The organism is Stenotrophomonas sp., assembly GCF_032066555.1.
In the GTDB taxonomy this organism is placed as follows: Bacteria; Pseudomonadota; Gammaproteobacteria; order Xanthomonadales; family Xanthomonadaceae; genus Stenotrophomonas.
In genome coordinates, this window is the sequence record NZ_DAMBKV010000001.1 from 292,770 (window position 1) to 310,243 (window position 17,474).

Consider the following 17,474-nt stretch of genomic DNA (forward strand, 5'->3'; position numbering starts at 1 on the left):
AGAAAAACGTTCCATTCCGCCATGTGGCGGGAGCCGGGCAGGTGCCGCGATGAACGCGGCGCTTGCGCGGGAGCGTGCCGGCTGGTTGGCCGAGCACATATTGCCTTGCGAGCCCGCGCTGCGGGACTGGCTGCGGCGGCGGCTGTCGCTGCGCCAGGACGTGGATGACGTGATCCAGGAGACCTACGCCATCCTCGCCGGCATGGCGGATGTATCGCACATCCTGCAGCCCAAGGCCTATGTGTACTCGGTCGCCCACTCGGTGGTGCTGCAGCAGTTGCGGCGCGCGCAGGTGGTGTCGATCGAGGCGCTGGCCGAGATCGACCGCGTTGCGATTGTTGGCGACGAAGTCAGCCCGGAACGGATGGCGTCGTCACGACAGGAGCTGGCGCGCATCGGCGCCTTGATCGAAAGCCTGCCGGACAAGTGTCGGCAGGCCTTCGTGCTGCGGCGTGTGGAAGGCTACTCGCAGCGCGAGATCGCCGAACGCATGCAGATCAGCGAGAACACCGTGGAGAAACACATCTGCAAGGGAATCCGGGTATTGATGGATTCGATGAAGCGTGATGACGACGTAATGCAGAAGAGTAGTGAGCGGTTCGCCGCGGAAGGAGCAAGGCATGCGCGTCGGCGCTGATGCGAGTATTGATGATGTAGCCGCCAGTTGGGTGGCGCGCGAAGACCGCGCGCAACTCACGGTGGAGGAACGTGCGCAACGTGATGCCTGGCTGGAAGCCGATACGCGCCACTTTGGCGCTTATGCCCGCGCCCATGCAGTGCTGGCACGTACCGACCGCGCACGCGCGCTGTCGGCCGGCGAAATGGACCGTGCATTCACCGCACGCGCGCCACGACGGGCGCGGCGCGTACTGCGCTGGGCAATGGGTCTGGCCGCCGTGGTTGGCGTGCTCGCCATCGGCGTGCAACGCCAGGACGATGGGGCCGAGTACTTCGCCACCCGCAAGGGCGAGATCCTGCGCGTGCCGCTGCAGGACGGCTCGGCGATCACACTGGATTCGGACTCGCAGGTGCGGGTGCAGTTCAGCGCTACCCGCCGTGATATCCACCTGCTGCAGGGCGAAGCCTTGTTCGACGTAGCCAAGAATCCTCAACGCCCGTTCGTGGTGCGCGCGGAGGAAACCGATGTCACCGCGGTAGGCACCAGTTTCGCGGTCAGCCTCACCGAGCGCCGCAGCGGCGGCGTGGAAGTGCTGGTGCGCGAAGGAATCGTCGATGTGACCGATACCCAGGGCGCGGTCGCCCCTGCGCGGCTGGTGGCCAACTACCGCGCGCTGGCCAACCGCAGCCACGGCATCCGCATCGAGGCGGTGCCCACGGATGACGTGGACCAGCAACTGGCCTGGCGTGAAGGCATGTTGTCGTTCAACGGCGACACCTTGTCGGTGGCGGCAGCGCAGTTCCTGCGCTATAGCGATACCCGCATTGTCATCGATGACCCGCTGGTGGGCAGCCGCCGCATCGTTGGCCTGTATTCGGCCAGTGACCCGCGCGGTTTCGCCAACAGCGTCGCCTTGAGCCTTGGCCTGGTGGTGCAGCAGCGCGGAGACGTGGTGCGGCTGAGCTCCCCTGATGCCGCGCCGCAGGCGGCGCGGTCCATGCAATGAATCCGGATAAAGACATGCATTACAACAGCAAGCGTGGTTTCGCCTTGGCGGTGCTCACTGCGGCATTACTGGGAGCGGGGCAGGTCAGTGTGGCCGCTACTGCTGGCGACAAGGCTGTGTTGATTCGCGACGCCATGGTGTTCGATGGCACCGGCCGCGCTCCCTATGCGGCCAGCGTGCTGGTCGAGGACGGTCGCATTGCTGCCATCGGCGCCGAGCTGGCAGCCCCCAAGGGCGCACGCGTGGTCAATGCAGGGGGCCAGGCGTTGCTGCCGGGTCTGTTCGATCTGCACACGCACTGGACGCCGAACGCCACGCCGTCGGAATTGCCGCAGGTAGCGAACCTTTACATGGCGGCCGGCGTCACCACAGTCAGCGATTTCCACGAGCCACCAGAAGCCTATGCGCCGCGCCGTGCATGGCTGGCCTCGATTGCCGCACCCGACGTCAAGTTCGCCGCGCGCATGAGCACGCCGCTCGGCCATGGCGCGGATTGGGGTGACGAGAACACCACCCGCTGGGTGAACTCACCCGAGGCCGCGCGTGCAGGCGTGCGTGCGGTGGCTGCCTACAAGCCGGATTTCATCAAGGCCTTCACCGATGGCTGGCGCTATTCCAATGCCGCCGACAACAGCAGCATGGACGAGGAAACCCTCACCGCGCTGGTCGACGAGGCACACAAGAACGGCCTCAAGGTGTTCACCCATACCGTGATGGTCAAGCGCGGCAAGGCCGCCGCACGTGCAGGCGTGGACGTGATCGCACACAGCGTGCAGGACGGTGCGGTTGACGATGAGTTGATCGCATTGATGCGCGAGCACGGTACCGTCTATGCACCTTCGCTGGCGGTGTATCTGCCCGAACGCGTCGATGGCAGCGGACGTAACAACGGCAAGCCGGATGTGCTGGCTCAGCGCGAGCAGAACTTCGCCAACGCCTTGCACAACGTCAAGACGCTGCACGATGCCGGTATCCCGGTAGTGGTGGGCACCGATGCAGGCATGACCGGTACCCCACACGGTACCTCGACCTTGCGCGAACTGGAGCTGCTGGTGCAGGCCGGGTTGACCCCGAGCGAGGCGCTGTTGGCTGGTACGTCGGCCAGCGCCAAGGCGCTGGGCGTGAATGACCGCGGCAGCATCGAGGTCGGCAAGCGTGCGGATCTGTTGCTGGTAAGCGGTCGCCCGTGGGAGCGCATCGGCGACGTTCGCAATACGCAGCAGGTATACGTGGCTGGTCGCCAGGTGCAAGGCAAGGGCGCGTTGTTGCCGGTCGGCAACAAGGCCTTGGCCTTGCCAGCGCAGCCGGTGCAGTCACTGGTTGATGACTTCGAGCGCAGCGATGGCCGTACCGCCCTGGACACGCTGCGCGTGGACGAGGCCGACGGTGGCAATGACCGCACCGCGCAGGTCACCGAGATCGTCGCACGCGAAACCGGCGGCAACGCACTGGCGACCCAGGCCAAGCTGTCCAGCAAGGACACTGCTTTTGCTGCGGCCATCCTGCCGCTGAGCCGTGGTTCGGTGGCGCCGGTGGATGCGCGTGCCTATCGCGGCATCCGCTTGGAGCTGCGCGGCAGCGCACCGGAATTGCGACTGGAAGTGCGGGCCTTGGGCAACCGTCGTTTCATTGCGCCACTGCAGGCCGGGGCGCAATGGCAGACGGTGGAGATTCCGTTCACCGCACTGCAGGGCCAGCCCCCGTATCGCGCCAAGGCACCCGTGGCGGTGTGGAAGGGCGATGACCTGCAGCAACTGGTTGTCTCCGGCAGCGGCGAACCCGGCAGCAAGCTGTGGTTCGAGATCGACAACGTCAGTTTCTATTGATGCGTGAGGCTGGCTGGATGGAGACTCGTTATCTGCGTGCCGCTCTGCTGGCAGCGTTGCTTCCTCTTGCAGGAACCACACTTGCCGCGGACGTGATCAGTACGTTGGACAGCTATGCGCAGCGGCAGGCTGAGGTTGGGCAGCAGTTGTGGCAGCAGCCTGAGCTCGGCTATCTGGAACATGCATCCTCGGCCTTGCTGCAGAAGGAACTACAGCAGGCGGGCTTCCATATCCAGGCCAATATCGCAGGCATGCCGACGGCCTTCGTCGCCAGCTTCCGCAATGGCAGCAAGGGTCCGGTGATCGGGCTGCTGGCAGAAATGGATGCGCTGCCCGGCATGGCCCAGGCGGCGACGCCGGTGCGCGGCGTCATCGCCGGCCAGGACGCGGGTCAGGCTTGTGGCCACAATCTGTTTGGTGCGGCGTCGGTGGGCGCAGCCCGCGCCTTGGCGCAGTGGATGCAGCAGACCGGTACGCCCGGCGAAGTGCGGCTGTACGGAACGCCGGCGGAGGAGGGCGGCTCCGGCAAGGTATACATGACCAAGGCGGGGCTGTTCGATGATGTGGATGTGGTGCTGCATTGGCATCCGTCCGCCGAGAACTCCGCTGCGCAAGGCACGACACTGGCCAACATCAGCGGCAAGTTCCGCTTCCATGGGCGCGCCGCCCACGCCGCCATTGCCCCCGAGCGCGGCCGCTCCGCGCTGGACGGCGTGGAAGCCTTCAATTACATGGCCAACCTGATGCGCGAGCACGTGCCCGATGGCACCCGCATCCATTACGTGATCAGCAACGGTGGCGCCGCCCCCAACGTGGTGCCGGATGCCGCTGAGGCCTACTACTACGTTCGCCACACCGACCCGGCAGTCGTACGCGACATCATCGAGCGCCTGCAGAAGGCAGCCGAAGGCGCAGCAATGGGGACGGGTACCACGGTCGAATTCGAACCGACCGGTGGCGTGTACTCGCTGCTGCCCAATGACACGCTTGGGCAGGTGATGCAGGCAGCACTGCAGCAGGTTGGCGGCGTGCAGTACGACCCGGCCGAGCAGGCATTCGCGAAGAAGCTGCAGGAGAGCCTGGAAAAGCGCCCGGACCTGCAGGCGGCAACACAGCTGCAGCCCTACCGGGCAGACCAGGCGGGCGGCGCATCCACCGATGTTGGCGACGTCAGCTGGAACGTCCCCACCGTTGGCGTCAGCACAGCCACCTGGGTGCCCGGAACCCCGGCGCACAGCTGGCAGGCAGTAGCGGCATCGGGCATGTCGATCGGCGCCAAAGGCGCATTGAATGCGGCCAAGATAATGGCCCTGGCCGGCGTGCAGCTGCTGCAGTCGCCGGAGTTGGTAGCCAAGGCCAAGCAGGAGTTCGACGAGCGCCGCGGCGCAGGCTTCCGCTATGTGCCGCTGCTGCAGCGGGATGCGCCGCCGCTGGACTACCGGCGCAAGACCAGGGACTGAGGCACGCTATCGCGCGATTGCAATCTGGGTTCTACGCGGGCTTCACTGCGGCGTGGGCACTGTTGCTTCCGGAGTGATGTTGCTGGGTAGCCCATCGCGCCCTCGGGCGGCCCGATCCCCTCCATCGGGTCGCCGCTCGTGTTCGATCCAGGCCGTGGCGTTTTGCGTGACGCGGGCAACAGCGCTATGCTCGGTTCACCGTGTGGGGCGGTAGCTCAGCTGGGAGAGCGTCGCGTTCGCAATGCGAAGGTCGGGAGTTCGATCCTCCTCCGCTCCACCAAGTCTTCAAGCAAAGAAGCCGCATTGGATGATGCGGCTTTTTTGCGTTTTTGCGCTGGGAATAGGTGGTTTGGCGAATTTTTCGCCATGTGGCGGCGCGGCTTCTGCGTGTGAAGCCGCGCTACACAAGGCATTTCGAGGAATTTTCGGCGGATGTGAAAATTTTTGTGAAATTGGCTTGCCGAAACCGGAATAGCTCCGTAATATACGCCTCCTCGACGGCAGCAACGCCGACGAAAACAAAACAAAGTGGCCGAGTAGCTCAGTTGGTAGAGCAGGGGATTGAAAATCCCCGTGTCGGCGGTTCGATTCCGTCCTCGGCCACCAAAAATTTCAAGGGCTCGCAGAAATGCGAGCCCTTTTTTGTTGTTTGTTTTCGGCGGATTTGTGCCGGTTGCGATTGTCTTGGTGCTTTGCGTTTGCGGTTTGTAGGAGCGGCGTTAGCCGCGAAGCTGGCGGTGGCGAAACCGCCTTGCTGGCCTGCGATCTGATGGATCGTTTGCTTCGCGGCTTTTCCGCTCCTGCAGGAGCGGTTCTGCGGGTTCTTTGGTGGTTCTTGCCGAGCATGGCTCGGCACTACATTTTGCATTTGCTGCGGGCCCCGACCTGGTCGGGGCTTGGGTGCTCAGTTGCTTGGCAGCAATGGGCGCAGTACGGGCTCCAGCTGTTCGCGGCGCCAGCCGGCCAGGGCGGTCGGCCAGTTGCCGCTTTCCAGCAGTGCTTCCAGGTGCTTGCGTGAGGCCAGCAGGCCTTCCGGCAGTTCCAGTTCCGCTGTGCGCTTGCTGACGGCGTCCTGCAGGCGCTTGAGCGCGCTCTTGTTGCTGTCGGTGGCCTGCAGTGCCATCGGTGCATCGGCTTCGTCGGCAAGCGGGGTGTTCAGTGCTTCCCATACCTGCTGGGCCAGCTTGCGCGGGGCCTTGGGGAAGCGGCCGAAAATTTTCAGCATGGCGTCGTAGTCGGCTGGTGGGTTGCGTGCCAGCAGGTTGGCCAGTTCGTTGTCCAGAATCCAGCTGCGTGGCTTGTCACTGCTGCGTGCCTGCTGGTCACGCCAGCGCAGCAGCCGCAGCAGCCGCAGCTGCGCATCGCGCTCCAGTGCCTGCGAGGAGCGCATCGACAGGTGTGGCCAATGCTCGCCTTCATCGCCTTCGACGCTGGCCAGCAGACGCTCGCCGTCATCCTGCAGCCACTGCGTGCGGCCTGAGGCCTGCAGCTTGGCGCTGATGGTGTCGTGCAGGGCGAACAGATATTCGACGTCGTCGGCGGCGTATTCCAGCTGCGCGTCGCTGAGCGGGCGCTTGAGCCAGTCCGAGCGGGTCTCGCCCTTGGGCAGGGTGACGCCGGTAACCTCGGCGACCAGCTTCTGGTAGCCCATGCCGCCGCCGATGCCGGCCAGTGCGGCACCGATCTGGGTATCGAACAGTGGGCGTGGCAGTGCGTCGCAGGCACACTTGAAGGCGACCAGGTCCTCGCTGGCGCTGTGCATGACCTTGGTGATCGAGGCGTCGGTCAGCCAGGGCTTCAAGGCCTCGCACATGCCCGGTATCAGCGGGTCGATCAGCAGGATTTCATCGCCGACCGCCATCTGTACCAGGGCCAGCTGCGGCCAATAGGTACGTTCGCGGATGAACTCGGTGTCCAGCCCGATCCGGTTCGGGTGCTGGCGGTAGCGTTCTTCCAACTCCGCCGGGTGTTTGATCCAGTAAGCCACGTGGGGTTCCGTCAACTGCAGGGTTTGCTCAGGCAGGCGAGAATAGCCTAACGTCGGGCCGCTCCCGGGAAAGTGTGCAAGGTAATGGAGGCGTTTTTGGGTAGAACCGGCCAATTGTTGGGTTTGACGGTGCTGTTGTTGGCGCTGGCGGGCTGTGGCGGCGGCGCGCCGCAACCGCCTCCGGCTGCGCCCAATGCCGAACCTTCAAAGAGCCCGGGTCTGGTCGAGCGGCTGGGAGCCCGTGCCGAAGCGCGTGCCGAAGCCAAGGCCGAAGCGGCAGCTGCCGCTGCCGCCAAGGCGGAGGTGGGGGCAGCGACGCCGGATCCTGCTCCGCAGGTGGAGAGCATCGCGCTGCCGGTGTGGAACGCGCCGGAGGTGAGCCTGCAGCCCGGGCAGTTGGCCGAAGCACGCAAGGCGGCCGACAAGGCGCTGGCCGAGGACCGGCTGTACCGCGATGCGCAGGATGCCATCCCGCTGTATCTGGCGATCCTGGCCGAGCAGCCGCAGGACCGCGGCGCCCAGCGCGGCCTGGAGAAGGCCCGGCAGCGTCTGCGGGCACAGGCCACGGCCCTGATGGCGCAACCGGAGAACCAGCGACAGGCACTGGCGCAGGCTGCCGAAATCGCCGGGGTGGCGGTGGCATTGGCGCCGGAAGGGAAGGCCGAACAGGCCTTGCAGCAACTTATCGCGGTTGCCCGGCGTCTGTTGGCGCTCAACCGCGCAGGGGAGCAGGCGCTGCGCCAGCACCAGTTTGGTGAGGACGGCGGTGGTGCACAGGCGGCGTTCCGTGAAGTACTGGCTGCCGACCCGCTCAACAGTCGTGCCCGGCAGGGGCTGGCGGCGGTCGAGAGCGGCTTGATCCGTCGCGCCGAGCGCGCCGCGGCAGTGGATTCGGACTTCGCCGCCGCAGCGCGATGGCTGGACAAGGCCACCACCATCCGCGGCGAGGCGGTGACGCTGAAAGATGCCCGTACGCGTATCGAGGGCATTCGCACCGCCCAGCTCGATGCCCTGCGCGAAGGTGGCCTGCGTGACCTGGTCTCGTCCAAGGGCTTGAAGGATGCACGCCTGAAACTGGCACAGGCCGAGCGGATCGCATTGCCCGGGGATCGCACCGTGGCCTTGCTGCGCGAGCGTATCGAGCTGGTCACCCATTACGGCAGCTTCCGTCCCGGGCAGGTGTTCAGTGATGCCCTGAGCGATGGCAGCCGCGGGCCGCAGATGGTGGTGGTGCCGTATGGCAGCTTCCAGATGGGTGCGGCTGAGGGCGAGATCGGCAGCAGCGATGCCGAGCGTCCGCAGCATCTGGTGCGTTTCGAGCGTGGCTTTGCGATGTCGATCACCGAGGTCACCGTGGCCGAGTTCCGCCGTTTCGTGGAAGCGGCCAAGGCGCGCCCGCGAGCCACCCGCCGCGGTCATTCCATCGTCTATGACGAGCGCAGCGGCAATTTTATCCGCCGCAGCGGGGTGGATTGGCAGTCCGACTACAACGGCGTCAAGGCCGCGCCCAACAGCCCGGTGATGCATGTCAGTGTGCGTGATGCCGAAGCCTATGCGGCCTGGTTGTCCGAGCAGACCGGGCGTTACTACCGGCTGCCCAGCGAGTCGGAGTTCGAATACGCGTTGCGTGCTGGCAGCGAAGGTCGCTATCCGTGGGGGCGGTCGATGACGCCACCGGAGAACAGCGGCAACTTCACCGGCAGTCTGGACGTGTCACCCAGCGGCCGGCACTGGAACAATGCCTTCATCGGCTACGGCGATGGTTTCTGGGGCACGGCGCCGGTCGCCATGTTCCGTGCCAATGCCTGGGGCCTGCATGACATCAGCGGCAATGTCAGCGAGTGGGTGGCCGATTGCTGGCACGCCAGCTACCGGCGTGCACCAGCCGATGGCGCGGCCTGGTTCAATCCGGGGTGCCGACAACGGGTGATCCGTGGCGGCAACTGGGCCAATGCGCCGGAGCAGACCCGTGCGGCGTGGCGGCAGTCACAGGACTCGGACGTCACCTCGGCGCGTATCGGCTTCCGCCTGGTACGCGGAATTTGACCTTGCCGCGGCGTACGCTAGCGGTACCATCGGCCAAGGCCAGCCCGGCCCAGACGGAATCCAACCATGCGACAAGATCCTTTCGGTAACCAAGGCAATGGCGGGCAGCGCCGGCGTGGCGGTGGTCTGTTCGGCAATATCCGCTGGGTGATCCTGCTGGGCTTTGCGGTCTATGGGGGCTGCTACTACTTTGGCAATCGCTCGGTGGACCCGTATACCGGCGAGAAGGTGCTGATCGACAGTTCGCTGGATGCCAATGAAGAGAAGGCGATGGGCCTGCAGGCCTACCAGGAGATCCTGGCGCAGGAGCGGCCGGTCGATCCGAACTCGCAGATCGCCCGCCAGGTGCGCGAGATCGCCAGCCGCCTGATCGCCAAGGTCGACGTGGTGGAGACCTCCTTGGCGCAGGAGCATGGCCTGCAGCCACAGCACTTCGCCAAGGATTTCGAGTGGGACGTGAACGTGCTGCAGTCCGATGAGGCCAATGCGTTCTGCCTGCCCGGTGGCAAGATGGCGGTGTATACCGGTTTGATTCCGGTCGCGCAGAATGCCGATGCGCTGGCGGTGGTGATGGGGCACGAAATTGCCCATGCCTTGTTGCGGCATGGTGCCCAACGCATGGCCCAGCAGAAGCTGACCCAGATCGGGCAGATGGCTGGTGCTGCCAGTGGCATGGATGTCCAGCAGCAACAGATGATGATGTCGGCGATGGGTTATGGCTATCTGCTGCCGTATGCTCGCTCGCACGAAACCCAGGCCGATGAGGTTGGACTGATGCTGGCAGCCGCGGCTTGCTTCAATCCCGAAGAAGCGGTGCCGCTGTGGCAGCGCATGAGCCAGGCCAGCGGTGGCCAGGCACCACCGGAGTTCTCTTCCACGCACCCCAATCCGGGCACCCGCATCCAGAATCTGCAGGCGCTGATGCCCAAGGCACTGGAGTACCGGCAGCGCTACTGCACGGCCGGCGCAGCCGCCCGCTAGCACCGGCCGCGACGTACTGCACAAGCACGTAACGAACGCCGGTGGATGCTCGCCGGCGTTCCTGCTGTGTGGCCAGAGGTTGCGGATGCGACGTGGAGCGTTGCCGGTGTTGGGCGTGCTGTTGATCATGGTGGCGGTCGGCTGGGGCTGGGCGGCACATGCCGGACAGCTGTCCGCAGGCCGCTACGGCCGCGTGCAGGTGGTGGAGCCGCCGGTCGCGGCACGAGGCCTGGTGATCTACTTTGCCGACCCTGCCTTGTCGCGGACGCAGCGCAGGCAGTTTGCCGGGCGGCTGGCACACGCAGGCGCATGGGTGTCGGTGGTGGACGCAGCGCGTTATCGACAGCGGCTGCAGAAGGGCAATGGCAGCTGCCGGGCGATGGCCGATGATGCGGCGTTGCTTGCCCAGAAGCTGCTCAAGCGCGAGCGTGCCGGGCAGTTCTACCTGCCGGTGCTGGTCGGCCAGGGCAGCAGTGCCGGTTTGGTGCGCGACAGCGCGGCCGGTGCCGCACCTGGCGAGTTTGCCGCGGCCTTGGTTACCGCGGACGGCGCAGCATTAAGCAATGCCAGCTGCGTTGGCGGAACGGTAGCTGTGCAGGTCAAGTCCTTGCCGGAGGATGCGTTGTTGGCGGCGGTATCGGCGGCGCTGAACGCCGCACCTGTACAGGGCGTGGCGACGCTGTCCTTGGTCGAGATGCCGGCTGCAGGCAGCAAGCGGCTGGTGGTGTTGATTTCCGGTGACGGCGGCTGGCGTGACCTGGACAAGGGGCTGGCGCACGAACTCAACCAACGCGGCATTTCCGTGGTCGGCTGGAACAGCCTGCGTTACTTCTGGAAGAAACGTACCGCTGCACAGACAGGTGCCGATCTGGACAATGTGGTGCGCACTTATCGGCAGCGTTGGCAGGCTGACGACGTGGCGCTGGTTGGCTATTCGTTTGGCGCCGATGTGCTGCCCTTTGCCTATCCGCTGCTCAGCGGGGAGCAACGCCGCGCGGTGCGGCTGGTGTCCTTGTTGGGGCTTGCCCACGGTGCGGATTTCGAGGTGCGGGTAGGCGGCTGGCTGGGCTGGTTCCGGGCCCAGGAAGTGCCTGTGCAGCCTGCGTTGGCCGGCTTGCAGCCGGTCGCGCACCAGTGTGTTTACGGGGTGGATGAGAAGGACAGCCTTTGCCGCGACCTGCGAGGTGATGCGCACATGCAGGTGGTTGAGCTCCCCGGTGGGCATCACTTCGATCGTGATCCGGGCAAGCTCGCGCGGATCATTGTCGATCGTTGGGATGCGGCGCCGGCTCAGCCCTGAGTGGAATCGCCGGGTGCTGGTTTTGCGCTGATCTGCTCAACCCTCAATTGCAGCTCGCCTTCTGCCAGACGGGCGCGCAGCTGTTCGCCGGGCTTGACCTGCCCGGCGCTGCGGACCAGAGCACCGTCCTCAAGCCTGGTCAGGATCGAATAACCACGCGCCACGGTAGCCAGGGGGCTCACCGCTTCCAGTGAGCGGGCGATGCCGCGCAGGCGCAATGCATCGCGCTGCAACTGGCGCGCCATCGCCGCGTGGGCGCGCGGTGCCAGGGTTGCCAGCTTCTCGGCCAATGCATTCAAGCGGCGCTGCGGCTGGGTGCTGCGCAGCACGGTGGCAGCGTGGCGGAGTCGAGATGCGCGACGTTCCTGTTGCTGCTGCCAGGTGGCGTGCAGGCGTGGGAAGGCCGCTTCCTGGCGATGCTTGAGCAGGTTCAGCCGTGCCTGCGGGCTATGCGCCTGCAGCCGCAAGGCTGCACGGTCGGCGCGCTGCATGGCCTGGCTCATTGCGTGTACCTGCAGCTGCTGCAGGCGTTGCGCCAAGCGGCGTACCCGCAGCGCAAGATCGCGCTGGTCCGGGACCAGCAGCTCGGCGGCCACGGAAGGCGTCGGTGCGCGCAGATCGGCGGCGAAGTCGCTCAGGCTGAAGTCGGTTTCGTGGCCTACCGCCGAGACCACCGGCGTGTTGCTGGCGGCGACCGCACGCGCCAGCTGTTCGTCGTTGAAGGCCCACAGGTCTTCCAGTGAGCCACCGCCGCGGGTCAGCAGGATCACGTCGTAGCGGCCACTGGCATCGGCCTGGCGCAGCAGCGAGGTGATCTGCGGAGCGGCGGTGGCGCCCTGTACCAGCGACGGCAGCAGCTCGACTTCCAGCATCGGGAAACGCCGCTCCAGCACGCTCAGCACGTCGCGCACCGCCGCGCCACTGGGCGAGGTGATCACCGCCAGCCGGCGCACGTGCGCTGGCAGCGGACGCTTGCGCGCCGGGTCAAACAGGCCTTCGGCTTCGAGCCGGGCCTTGAGTTCGTCGTAGGCGCGGCGCAGCGCGCCTTCGCCGGCTTCTTCCATGTGGTCGAGGATCAGCTGGTAGTCGCCGCGTGCTTCGTACAGCGTCAAACGACCGCGCACCAGCACGCGCATGCCTTCGCGCGGGAGGAACTTCAGCCACTGGCTCTTGGGTTTGAACATCGCCGCACGCACCTGCGCGCGCGCGTCTTTCAGGGTGAAGTACAGGTGCCCGGAGGCGGGCCGGCTGACACTGCCCAGCTCGCCTTCCACCCAGACCATCGGGAACGTGCTCTCCAGAAGATCGCGCGCCAGGGTGTTGAGCTGGTTGGGGGTGAGGACGTCGTTGCTGGAGGTCATGGTTCAACTGCTATGCCGATAGGGCGCCGGTCCGCGCCGGGGCGCAGGCGAGCTGACGGTCCCTATCTTACGGGAGCGATTGCGCTGGCCGGCGATGTTGGAGCGGGGTCAGGGCTTCTGCGTGGTGTCGGCATGCCGCTGCAAGGCCCACTGCACATGTTCGCGCACCACGTCGGATGCATGCGTCTGGCGGCTTTGCAGCGCTTGCTCTGCGGCGGGAGAGGGCGCGGCGTTGCCCAGCGCCACGGCGATGTTGCGCAGCCAGCGTTCGTGGCCGCTGCGACGGATCGGGCTGCCTTCGGTGCGGCGCAGGAACTCGTCTTCTTCCCAGGCGAACAGCTCGGGCAGGGTGGCGGTGTCCAGGTTGTTGCGGGCGCGGAAGTCCGGCTCGTCGGTGCGCCGGGCGAACTTGTTCCACGGGCAAACCAGCTGGCAGTCATCGCAGCCATAGATGCGGTTGCCCATCAGGGGGCGCATTTCCAGCGGAATCGCGCCTTCATGCTCGATGGTCAGATAGGAGATGCAACGCCGCGCATCCAGCCGATGCGGGGCGATGATGGCGGCAGTGGGGCAGACATCGATGCAGCGCGTGCAACTGCCGCAGTGCGCGGTGGCCGGCACATCCACCGGCAATGGCAGGTCAACGTAGATCTCGCCCAGGAAAAACCACGAGCCGCCGTTGCGATCGATCAGGCAGGTGTGTTTGCCGATCCAGCCCAGCCCCGCATTGCGCGCCAGTGCACGCTCAAGCACCGGCGCCGAGTCGACGAAGACCCGGTAGCCGAACTGACCGATCTCGCCTGCGATGCGCTCGGCCAGCTTCTGCAGGCGGTTGCGCATCAGCTTGTGGTAATCGCGGCCCAGCGCGTAGCGCGCCACATAGGCGCGCTCGCCATCATTCAAGGTTGCCCAGGCTTCGGCGTCGTCCTTGTGGCCGTAATCCAGGCCGACCGAGATCACCCGCAGCGTCCCGGGCAGCAGTTCCTGTGGGCGCGCCCGCAAGGTGCCGTGGCGGGCCATCCATTCCATCGTCCCGTACAGGCCCTTGCCCAGCCAGTCGGCCAGGTGTGCTTCATCCTCGCCCAGCTCGATGCCGCTGACCCCGCAGCGCTGGAAGCCCGCCTCACGGGCAAGCTGGCGGATGCGCAGCGACAACTGCGCCGGGTTTGCGGCGGTAACGGCTTCAGACATGGCGCAAGTATAGAATTGCCGGCATGTCAGAGCCCGTCGAATTGTTCGATATCGCCGCTGCCCGCCAGATTGATGGGCAAGCGACCGCTGCCCTGGGTGGCGATGCTTACCTGCTGATGCAGCGCGCCGGCCATGCTGCCTGGCAGACCGCGCTGCAGTATTGGCCGCAGGCGCGGCGCATCGTGGTGGTGTGCGGGCCCGGCAACAATGGTGGCGACGGCTATGTGCTGGCCCGCCACGCCCGCCAGTCCGGGCGTGACGTCAGCGTGCTGCATTTGCCGGACGCGTCGCCGCGCACAGCCTTGGCGCAGCGCGCCTGCACGGATTATCTGGCCGTTGGCGGCCACGTTGAGATTGCGTCGCAATGCCTGCAACAAGCCGATCTGATCGTCGACGCGCTGTATGGCATCGGCTTCAGCCGCGCGCCAGATACCGATGATGCAGCCCTGATTGCAGAAATGAATGCTGCACCGGCGCCGGTATTCGCGCTGGATGTGCCCAGTGGCGTTGATGCGCTCAGCGGTAACGTAATGGGCGCCGCGGTGCGTGCAGCGCGGGTATTGCAGTTCATCGTGCCACATCAGGGCCTGCACACGGGCGCGGCGTTGGAGCATGCCGGGCAGCGCTTGCTGGCTGATCTGGAGGTTCCCGCGGTCGCGTTCGAGGGTGTCAGCGCGAGCGCGCTGCGCTGGGCCAGGCCGCAGTTGCTGCGGATGCTGCCACCACGTCGGCTCAATACCCATAAAGGCGAATCCGGGCATGTGCTGTGCGTTGGCGGCAACCACGGCAGCGGCGGCGCGGTGATGCTTGCTGCCGAGGCTGCGCTGCGCGGTGGTGCCGGTCTGTGCAGTGTGGCGACACGCGCGCTGCATGTGGCGCCGTTGTTGGCGCGCTGTCCCGAAGCGATGGTGCACGCTGTCGACAGTTCCGAGGACTTCGCAGGCTTGCTTGCCCGCGCCCGCGTCATCGCGCTGGGGCCGGGACTGGGCCAGGATGATTGGGCGCATGCCTTGTGGTCGGCGGTGCTGGCCAGCGGCAAGCCGTTGGTACTGGATGCCGATGGTTTGAATCTGCTGGCCGCCGATCCGCGGCCGCTGCCGCAGGCGATTCTCACCCCGCATCCGGGTGAGGCCGCGCGCCTGCTCGGCACCGATACTGCCAGCATCCAGCGAGATCGCTTTGCTGCAGCGCATGCCTTGGCAGCGCGTTATGCAGCAGTGGTGGTGCTCAAGGGCGCTGGTACGGTGATCGCCGCGCCCGGGCAGCTGCCGCGGGTGATTGCCGCGGGCAATCCGGGCATGGCGGTCGGCGGCATGGGTGATCTGCTGACCGGCGCCATCGCCGCCGTAGTGGCGCAGGGCCTGTCGCTGTTTGATGCGGCCAGCACTGGCGCCTTGCTGCACAGCCTGGCCGGCGATGCAGCGGCCGCCGAAGGTGAGCGCGGGCTGTTGCCGCGCGATCTATTGCCGCACCTGCGGGCGCTGGCCAATCCATAATGTCTCCCATGATCGAATTGTCATTGCCCCAAGCCGAGAGCACCGACCTGCTGGGTCAGGCCTTGGCACAGACCCGGCCCGCGCAGGCGGTGGTTCATCTGCATGGTGATCTGGGGGCCGGAAAATCCACCCTTGCCCGTGCTTTGTTGCGCGCGCTGGGCGTGCAGGGGCCGATCCGCAGCCCCACCTACACCTTGATCGAACGCTATCCACTGGACAGCGGCGAGGCCTGGCATCTGGACCTGTACCGGATCGGCAATGCCGGCGAGCTGGATTTCCTCGGTCTGGATGATGCCGGTGCCGACCTGTGGCTGATCGAATGGCCCGAGCGGGGGGCGGGTGGGCTGCCGCCGGTGGACCTGCTGGTGGCGCTGGAGATCGACGGCCATGGTCGCCGTGCGCGGTTACAGGCGCAGAGTCCGGTGGGGGAGGCCTGGCTGCAGCAGTTGCGCAAAACGCCCCACTTGCAGGGGCTTTCTGCCCTGTGACTACAGGAAGTTACGGCAGGTTGCGGATTATTAAGGGAAAAAATGTTGCAATTACCGAATTCCGGTGATTGAATCCGCCCATGACTACGGGAAACCGCCTGTTTGCATTGTCTGTTGCCGTCGCCGGCCTGTGCCTGGCCAGCGCTTCCGCGTGGGCCGGTGAGATCCGTGGGCTGGGTTTGAGCGCCGGCGCCACTGGCACCCGTGCCGAAATCCAGCTGGCGGGCGGTGGCAGCTACAAGACCATCAGCCTGGCCGGTCCCAATCGGCTGGTCATCGATTTTCCCGAATCCACCGGCGTGCGCGGCCTCAAGTTGCCTGCGCCAGCGGGTGTGGTCACCGCCGTGCGCACCGGTAACCCGGTGCCGGGCACGTTCCGCATCGTGTTTGACCTGGCCGAATCGGTGGCCGCGTTCAAGCCGCAGATGCAGGGGCAGGGCGCCGAATCCAAGTTGCTGATCGAATGGCCGGGTGAAACCGCGCCGCGCGCAACGGCTGCACCGGTGGCAAGCACAAGCACGCCGCCCGCATCTGTGCCGCCGGCAACGCCGCCGACGATAACCCCCGAGCAGGCGCGTGCCGAGGCGGCCCGTGCTACCGCTGCCTTGACGGCTGCGGTACGCCAGCAGGCCGCTACGCCAGCGCCGGCCCCGGCCGTAGCAAATCCAGCCCCAGCAACCGCCACGGCGGTCGTGGCTGCAGCCGGCAACCCGCCGACGGGGTCTTCTTCGTCCTCGCCGGCAGCCATCCTCAATGGACAGGGCGCGCCGGTCCGCACCACCATCGCCACCGGCGTGCCTACTCCCATCGTGCCGGCTCCAGCGGCTGCCGCACCGGTTGCGGCAACGCCGGCGCCTGCGCCGCGTCCGGTCATGCCAAGTGACGCGTCACGAATTCGGATGGCGCCGGGCATGCGCAATCTGGTGGTTGCCATCGATCCGGGCCACGGTGGCCAGGATCCGGGTGCTGTCGGCCCCACTGGCAAGCGCGAGAAGGACGTGACGTTGGCGGTTGCACGTGAACTTGCCCGCCAGGTCAACGCAACGCCGGGCCTGCGCGCGTTCCTGACCCGCGACACCGACGTGTTCATCCCGCTGCCGATGCGCGCCCAGCGTGCACGTGCGGCCAGGGCTGACATCTTCATCTCGATCCACGCCGATGCGGCTGAAAACCGTTCGGCGACGGGGTCTTCGGTCTATGTGCTGTCGACCAAGGGCGCGTCTTCGCAGCGTGCGCGCTGGCTGGCGGACAAGGAAAATGCCGCCGACCTGATTGGTGGCGTCAGCCTCAGCCGTACCGAAGGCACCTTGGCCAACGTGCTGCTGGATCTGGCCCAGAGCGGCAACATGAAGGCTTCAGAAGATGCGGCAGGGCACGTGCTCGGCGGCCTCAAGCGGATCGGCAACAACCACAAGCCCAACCTTGAGCGGGCAAACTTCGCCGTGCTGCGCACCTCGGACATGCCGGCGATGTTGGTCGAAACCGCGTTCATCTCCAACCCGGATGAAGAGCGCCGCCTGATTGATCCGGCCTACCAGCGCCGTATCGCCGGTGCGGTACTGGATGGCGTGCACACCTTCTTCAGCCGGCAGCCGCCGCCGGGCACCCTGTTCGCCGCCCGCGCCCAGGCCGAGATGGATGCAGCTGCTGGCACCGTTGCGGGTGGTAGCAAGTAACACAGCGCCTGCTTTGAGCCCCTCTCCCCGCGGGAGA

General features: G+C 66.2%; 13 protein-coding genes and 2 tRNA genes. 12 read left to right on the plus strand and 3 right to left on the minus strand.

Going from position 1 to position 17,474, the window contains the following annotated elements; all coding sequences use genetic code 11:
* The first annotated feature begins 49 nt into the window (after window positions 1-49).
* The 6 genes from RT131_RS01335 to RT131_RS01360 all read left to right on the plus strand — a co-directional run bounded on the left by RT131_RS01335 (window position 50) and on the right by RT131_RS01360 (window position 5,517).
* The gene (locus RT131_RS01335) at window positions 50-637 is read left to right on the plus strand and encodes an RNA polymerase sigma factor (protein WP_313169579.1); all 588 of its coding nucleotides are present in this window, start codon (window positions 50-52) and stop codon (window positions 635-637) included.
* Entirely contained in the window at window positions 621-1,625 is a 1,005-nt protein-coding gene (locus RT131_RS01340) for a FecR domain-containing protein (RefSeq protein WP_282266782.1), read from the plus strand. Before RT131_RS01335 ends, RT131_RS01340 begins: the two co-directional genes overlap by 17 nt.
* On the plus strand, window positions 1,622-3,451 hold the full coding sequence (locus RT131_RS01345) for an amidohydrolase family protein (RefSeq protein WP_313169580.1): 1,830 nt from the start codon (window positions 1,622-1,624) through the stop codon (window positions 3,449-3,451). The genes RT131_RS01340 and RT131_RS01345 overlap by 4 nt, the downstream gene beginning before the upstream one ends.
* A 92-nt stretch (window positions 3,452-3,543) precedes the next feature.
* Window positions 3,544-4,911: an amidohydrolase gene (locus tag RT131_RS01350; protein WP_313169582.1), complete on the plus strand. Its 1,368-nt coding sequence runs from the start codon at window positions 3,544-3,546 to the stop codon at window positions 4,909-4,911.
* 204 nt (window positions 4,912-5,115) lie between these two features.
* Window positions 5,116-5,191, plus strand: a tRNA-Ala gene (locus RT131_RS01355).
* A gap of 250 nt (window positions 5,192-5,441) precedes the next feature.
* Window positions 5,442-5,517 (plus strand) — tRNA-Phe (locus RT131_RS01360).
* Between the two features lie 298 nt (window positions 5,518-5,815).
* Here the strand turns inward: RT131_RS01360 and rnd are convergent.
* Complete coding sequence (gene rnd / locus RT131_RS01365) at window positions 5,816-6,898, minus strand: ribonuclease D (protein WP_313169584.1); 1,083 nt, start codon at window positions 6,896-6,898, stop codon at window positions 5,816-5,818.
* A 345-nt stretch (window positions 6,899-7,243) separates the two neighbouring features.
* Here rnd and RT131_RS01370 point away from each other — a divergent pair, with 345 nt between their 5' ends.
* The 3 genes from RT131_RS01370 to RT131_RS01380 all read left to right on the plus strand — a co-directional run bounded on the left by RT131_RS01370 (window position 7,244) and on the right by RT131_RS01380 (window position 11,225).
* Window positions 7,244-8,944 (plus strand): SUMF1/EgtB/PvdO family nonheme iron enzyme, encoded by a 1,701-nt coding sequence (locus tag RT131_RS01370; protein ID WP_313170199.1) that lies wholly within the window; start codon window positions 7,244-7,246, stop codon window positions 8,942-8,944.
* A gap of 66 nt (window positions 8,945-9,010) precedes the next feature.
* Complete coding sequence (locus RT131_RS01375) at window positions 9,011-9,925, plus strand: M48 family metallopeptidase (protein WP_313169586.1); 915 nt, start codon at window positions 9,011-9,013, stop codon at window positions 9,923-9,925.
* Window positions 9,926-10,010: 85 nt separating this feature from the next.
* Window positions 10,011-11,225 (plus strand): AcvB/VirJ family lysyl-phosphatidylglycerol hydrolase, encoded by a 1,215-nt coding sequence (locus RT131_RS01380; RefSeq protein WP_313169588.1) that lies wholly within the window; start codon window positions 10,011-10,013, stop codon window positions 11,223-11,225.
* Here the strand turns inward: RT131_RS01380 and xseA are convergent.
* The gene (gene xseA / locus RT131_RS01385) at window positions 11,216-12,586 is read right to left on the minus strand and encodes an exodeoxyribonuclease VII large subunit (protein ID WP_313169590.1); all 1,371 of its coding nucleotides are present in this window, start codon (window positions 12,584-12,586) and stop codon (window positions 11,216-11,218) included. The two genes, RT131_RS01380 and xseA, sit on opposite strands and share 10 nt — an antisense overlap.
* 108 nt (window positions 12,587-12,694) lie before the next feature.
* Window positions 12,695-13,777, minus strand: coding sequence for a tRNA epoxyqueuosine(34) reductase QueG (gene queG / locus RT131_RS01390; RefSeq protein WP_313169592.1), 1,083 nt, complete (start codon window positions 13,775-13,777; stop codon window positions 12,695-12,697).
* Between the two features lie 23 nt (window positions 13,778-13,800).
* On the opposite strand from queG, the gene RT131_RS01395 reads away from it, so the two are divergent.
* The 3 genes from RT131_RS01395 (at window position 13,801) to RT131_RS01405 (ending at window position 17,437) form a co-directional block, all read left to right on the plus strand.
* On the plus strand, window positions 13,801-15,273 hold the full coding sequence (locus RT131_RS01395) for an NAD(P)H-hydrate dehydratase (protein ID WP_313169594.1): 1,473 nt from the start codon (window positions 13,801-13,803) through the stop codon (window positions 15,271-15,273).
* Window positions 15,274-15,281: 8 nt separating this feature from the next.
* Window positions 15,282-15,761, plus strand: coding sequence for a tRNA (adenosine(37)-N6)-threonylcarbamoyltransferase complex ATPase subunit type 1 TsaE (tsaE, locus tag RT131_RS01400; protein ID WP_313169596.1), 480 nt, complete (start codon window positions 15,282-15,284; stop codon window positions 15,759-15,761).
* Window positions 15,762-15,841: 80 nt separating this feature from the next.
* Window positions 15,842-17,437, plus strand: coding sequence for an N-acetylmuramoyl-L-alanine amidase (locus tag RT131_RS01405; RefSeq protein ID WP_313169598.1), 1,596 nt, complete (start codon window positions 15,842-15,844; stop codon window positions 17,435-17,437).
* Window positions 17,438-17,474 lie beyond the last annotated feature (37 nt).

Coding starts and splice junctions, on each gene's coding strand:
- RT131_RS01395 (WP_313169594.1), top strand. CDS start 13,801: ATGTCAGAGCCCGTCGAATTGTTCGATATCGCCGCTGCCCGCCAGATT.
- RT131_RS01405 (WP_313169598.1), top strand. CDS start 15,842: ATGACTACGGGAAACCGCCTGTTTGCATTGTCTGTTGCCGTCGCCGGC.
- queG (WP_313169592.1), bottom strand. CDS start 13,777: ATGTCTGAAGCCGTTACCGCCGCAAACCCGGCGCAGTTGTCGCTGCGC.
- xseA (WP_313169590.1), bottom strand. CDS start 12,586: ATGACCTCCAGCAACGACGTCCTCACCCCCAACCAGCTCAACACCCTG.
- RT131_RS01335 (WP_313169579.1), top strand. CDS start 50: ATGAACGCGGCGCTTGCGCGGGAGCGTGCCGGCTGGTTGGCCGAGCAC.
- RT131_RS01345 (WP_313169580.1), top strand. CDS start 1,622: ATGAATCCGGATAAAGACATGCATTACAACAGCAAGCGTGGTTTCGCC.
- RT131_RS01340 (WP_282266782.1), top strand. CDS start 621: ATGCGCGTCGGCGCTGATGCGAGTATTGATGATGTAGCCGCCAGTTGG.
- RT131_RS01375 (WP_313169586.1), top strand. CDS start 9,011: ATGCGACAAGATCCTTTCGGTAACCAAGGCAATGGCGGGCAGCGCCGG.
- tsaE (WP_313169596.1), top strand. CDS start 15,282: ATGATCGAATTGTCATTGCCCCAAGCCGAGAGCACCGACCTGCTGGGT.
- RT131_RS01380 (WP_313169588.1), top strand. CDS start 10,011: ATGCGACGTGGAGCGTTGCCGGTGTTGGGCGTGCTGTTGATCATGGTG.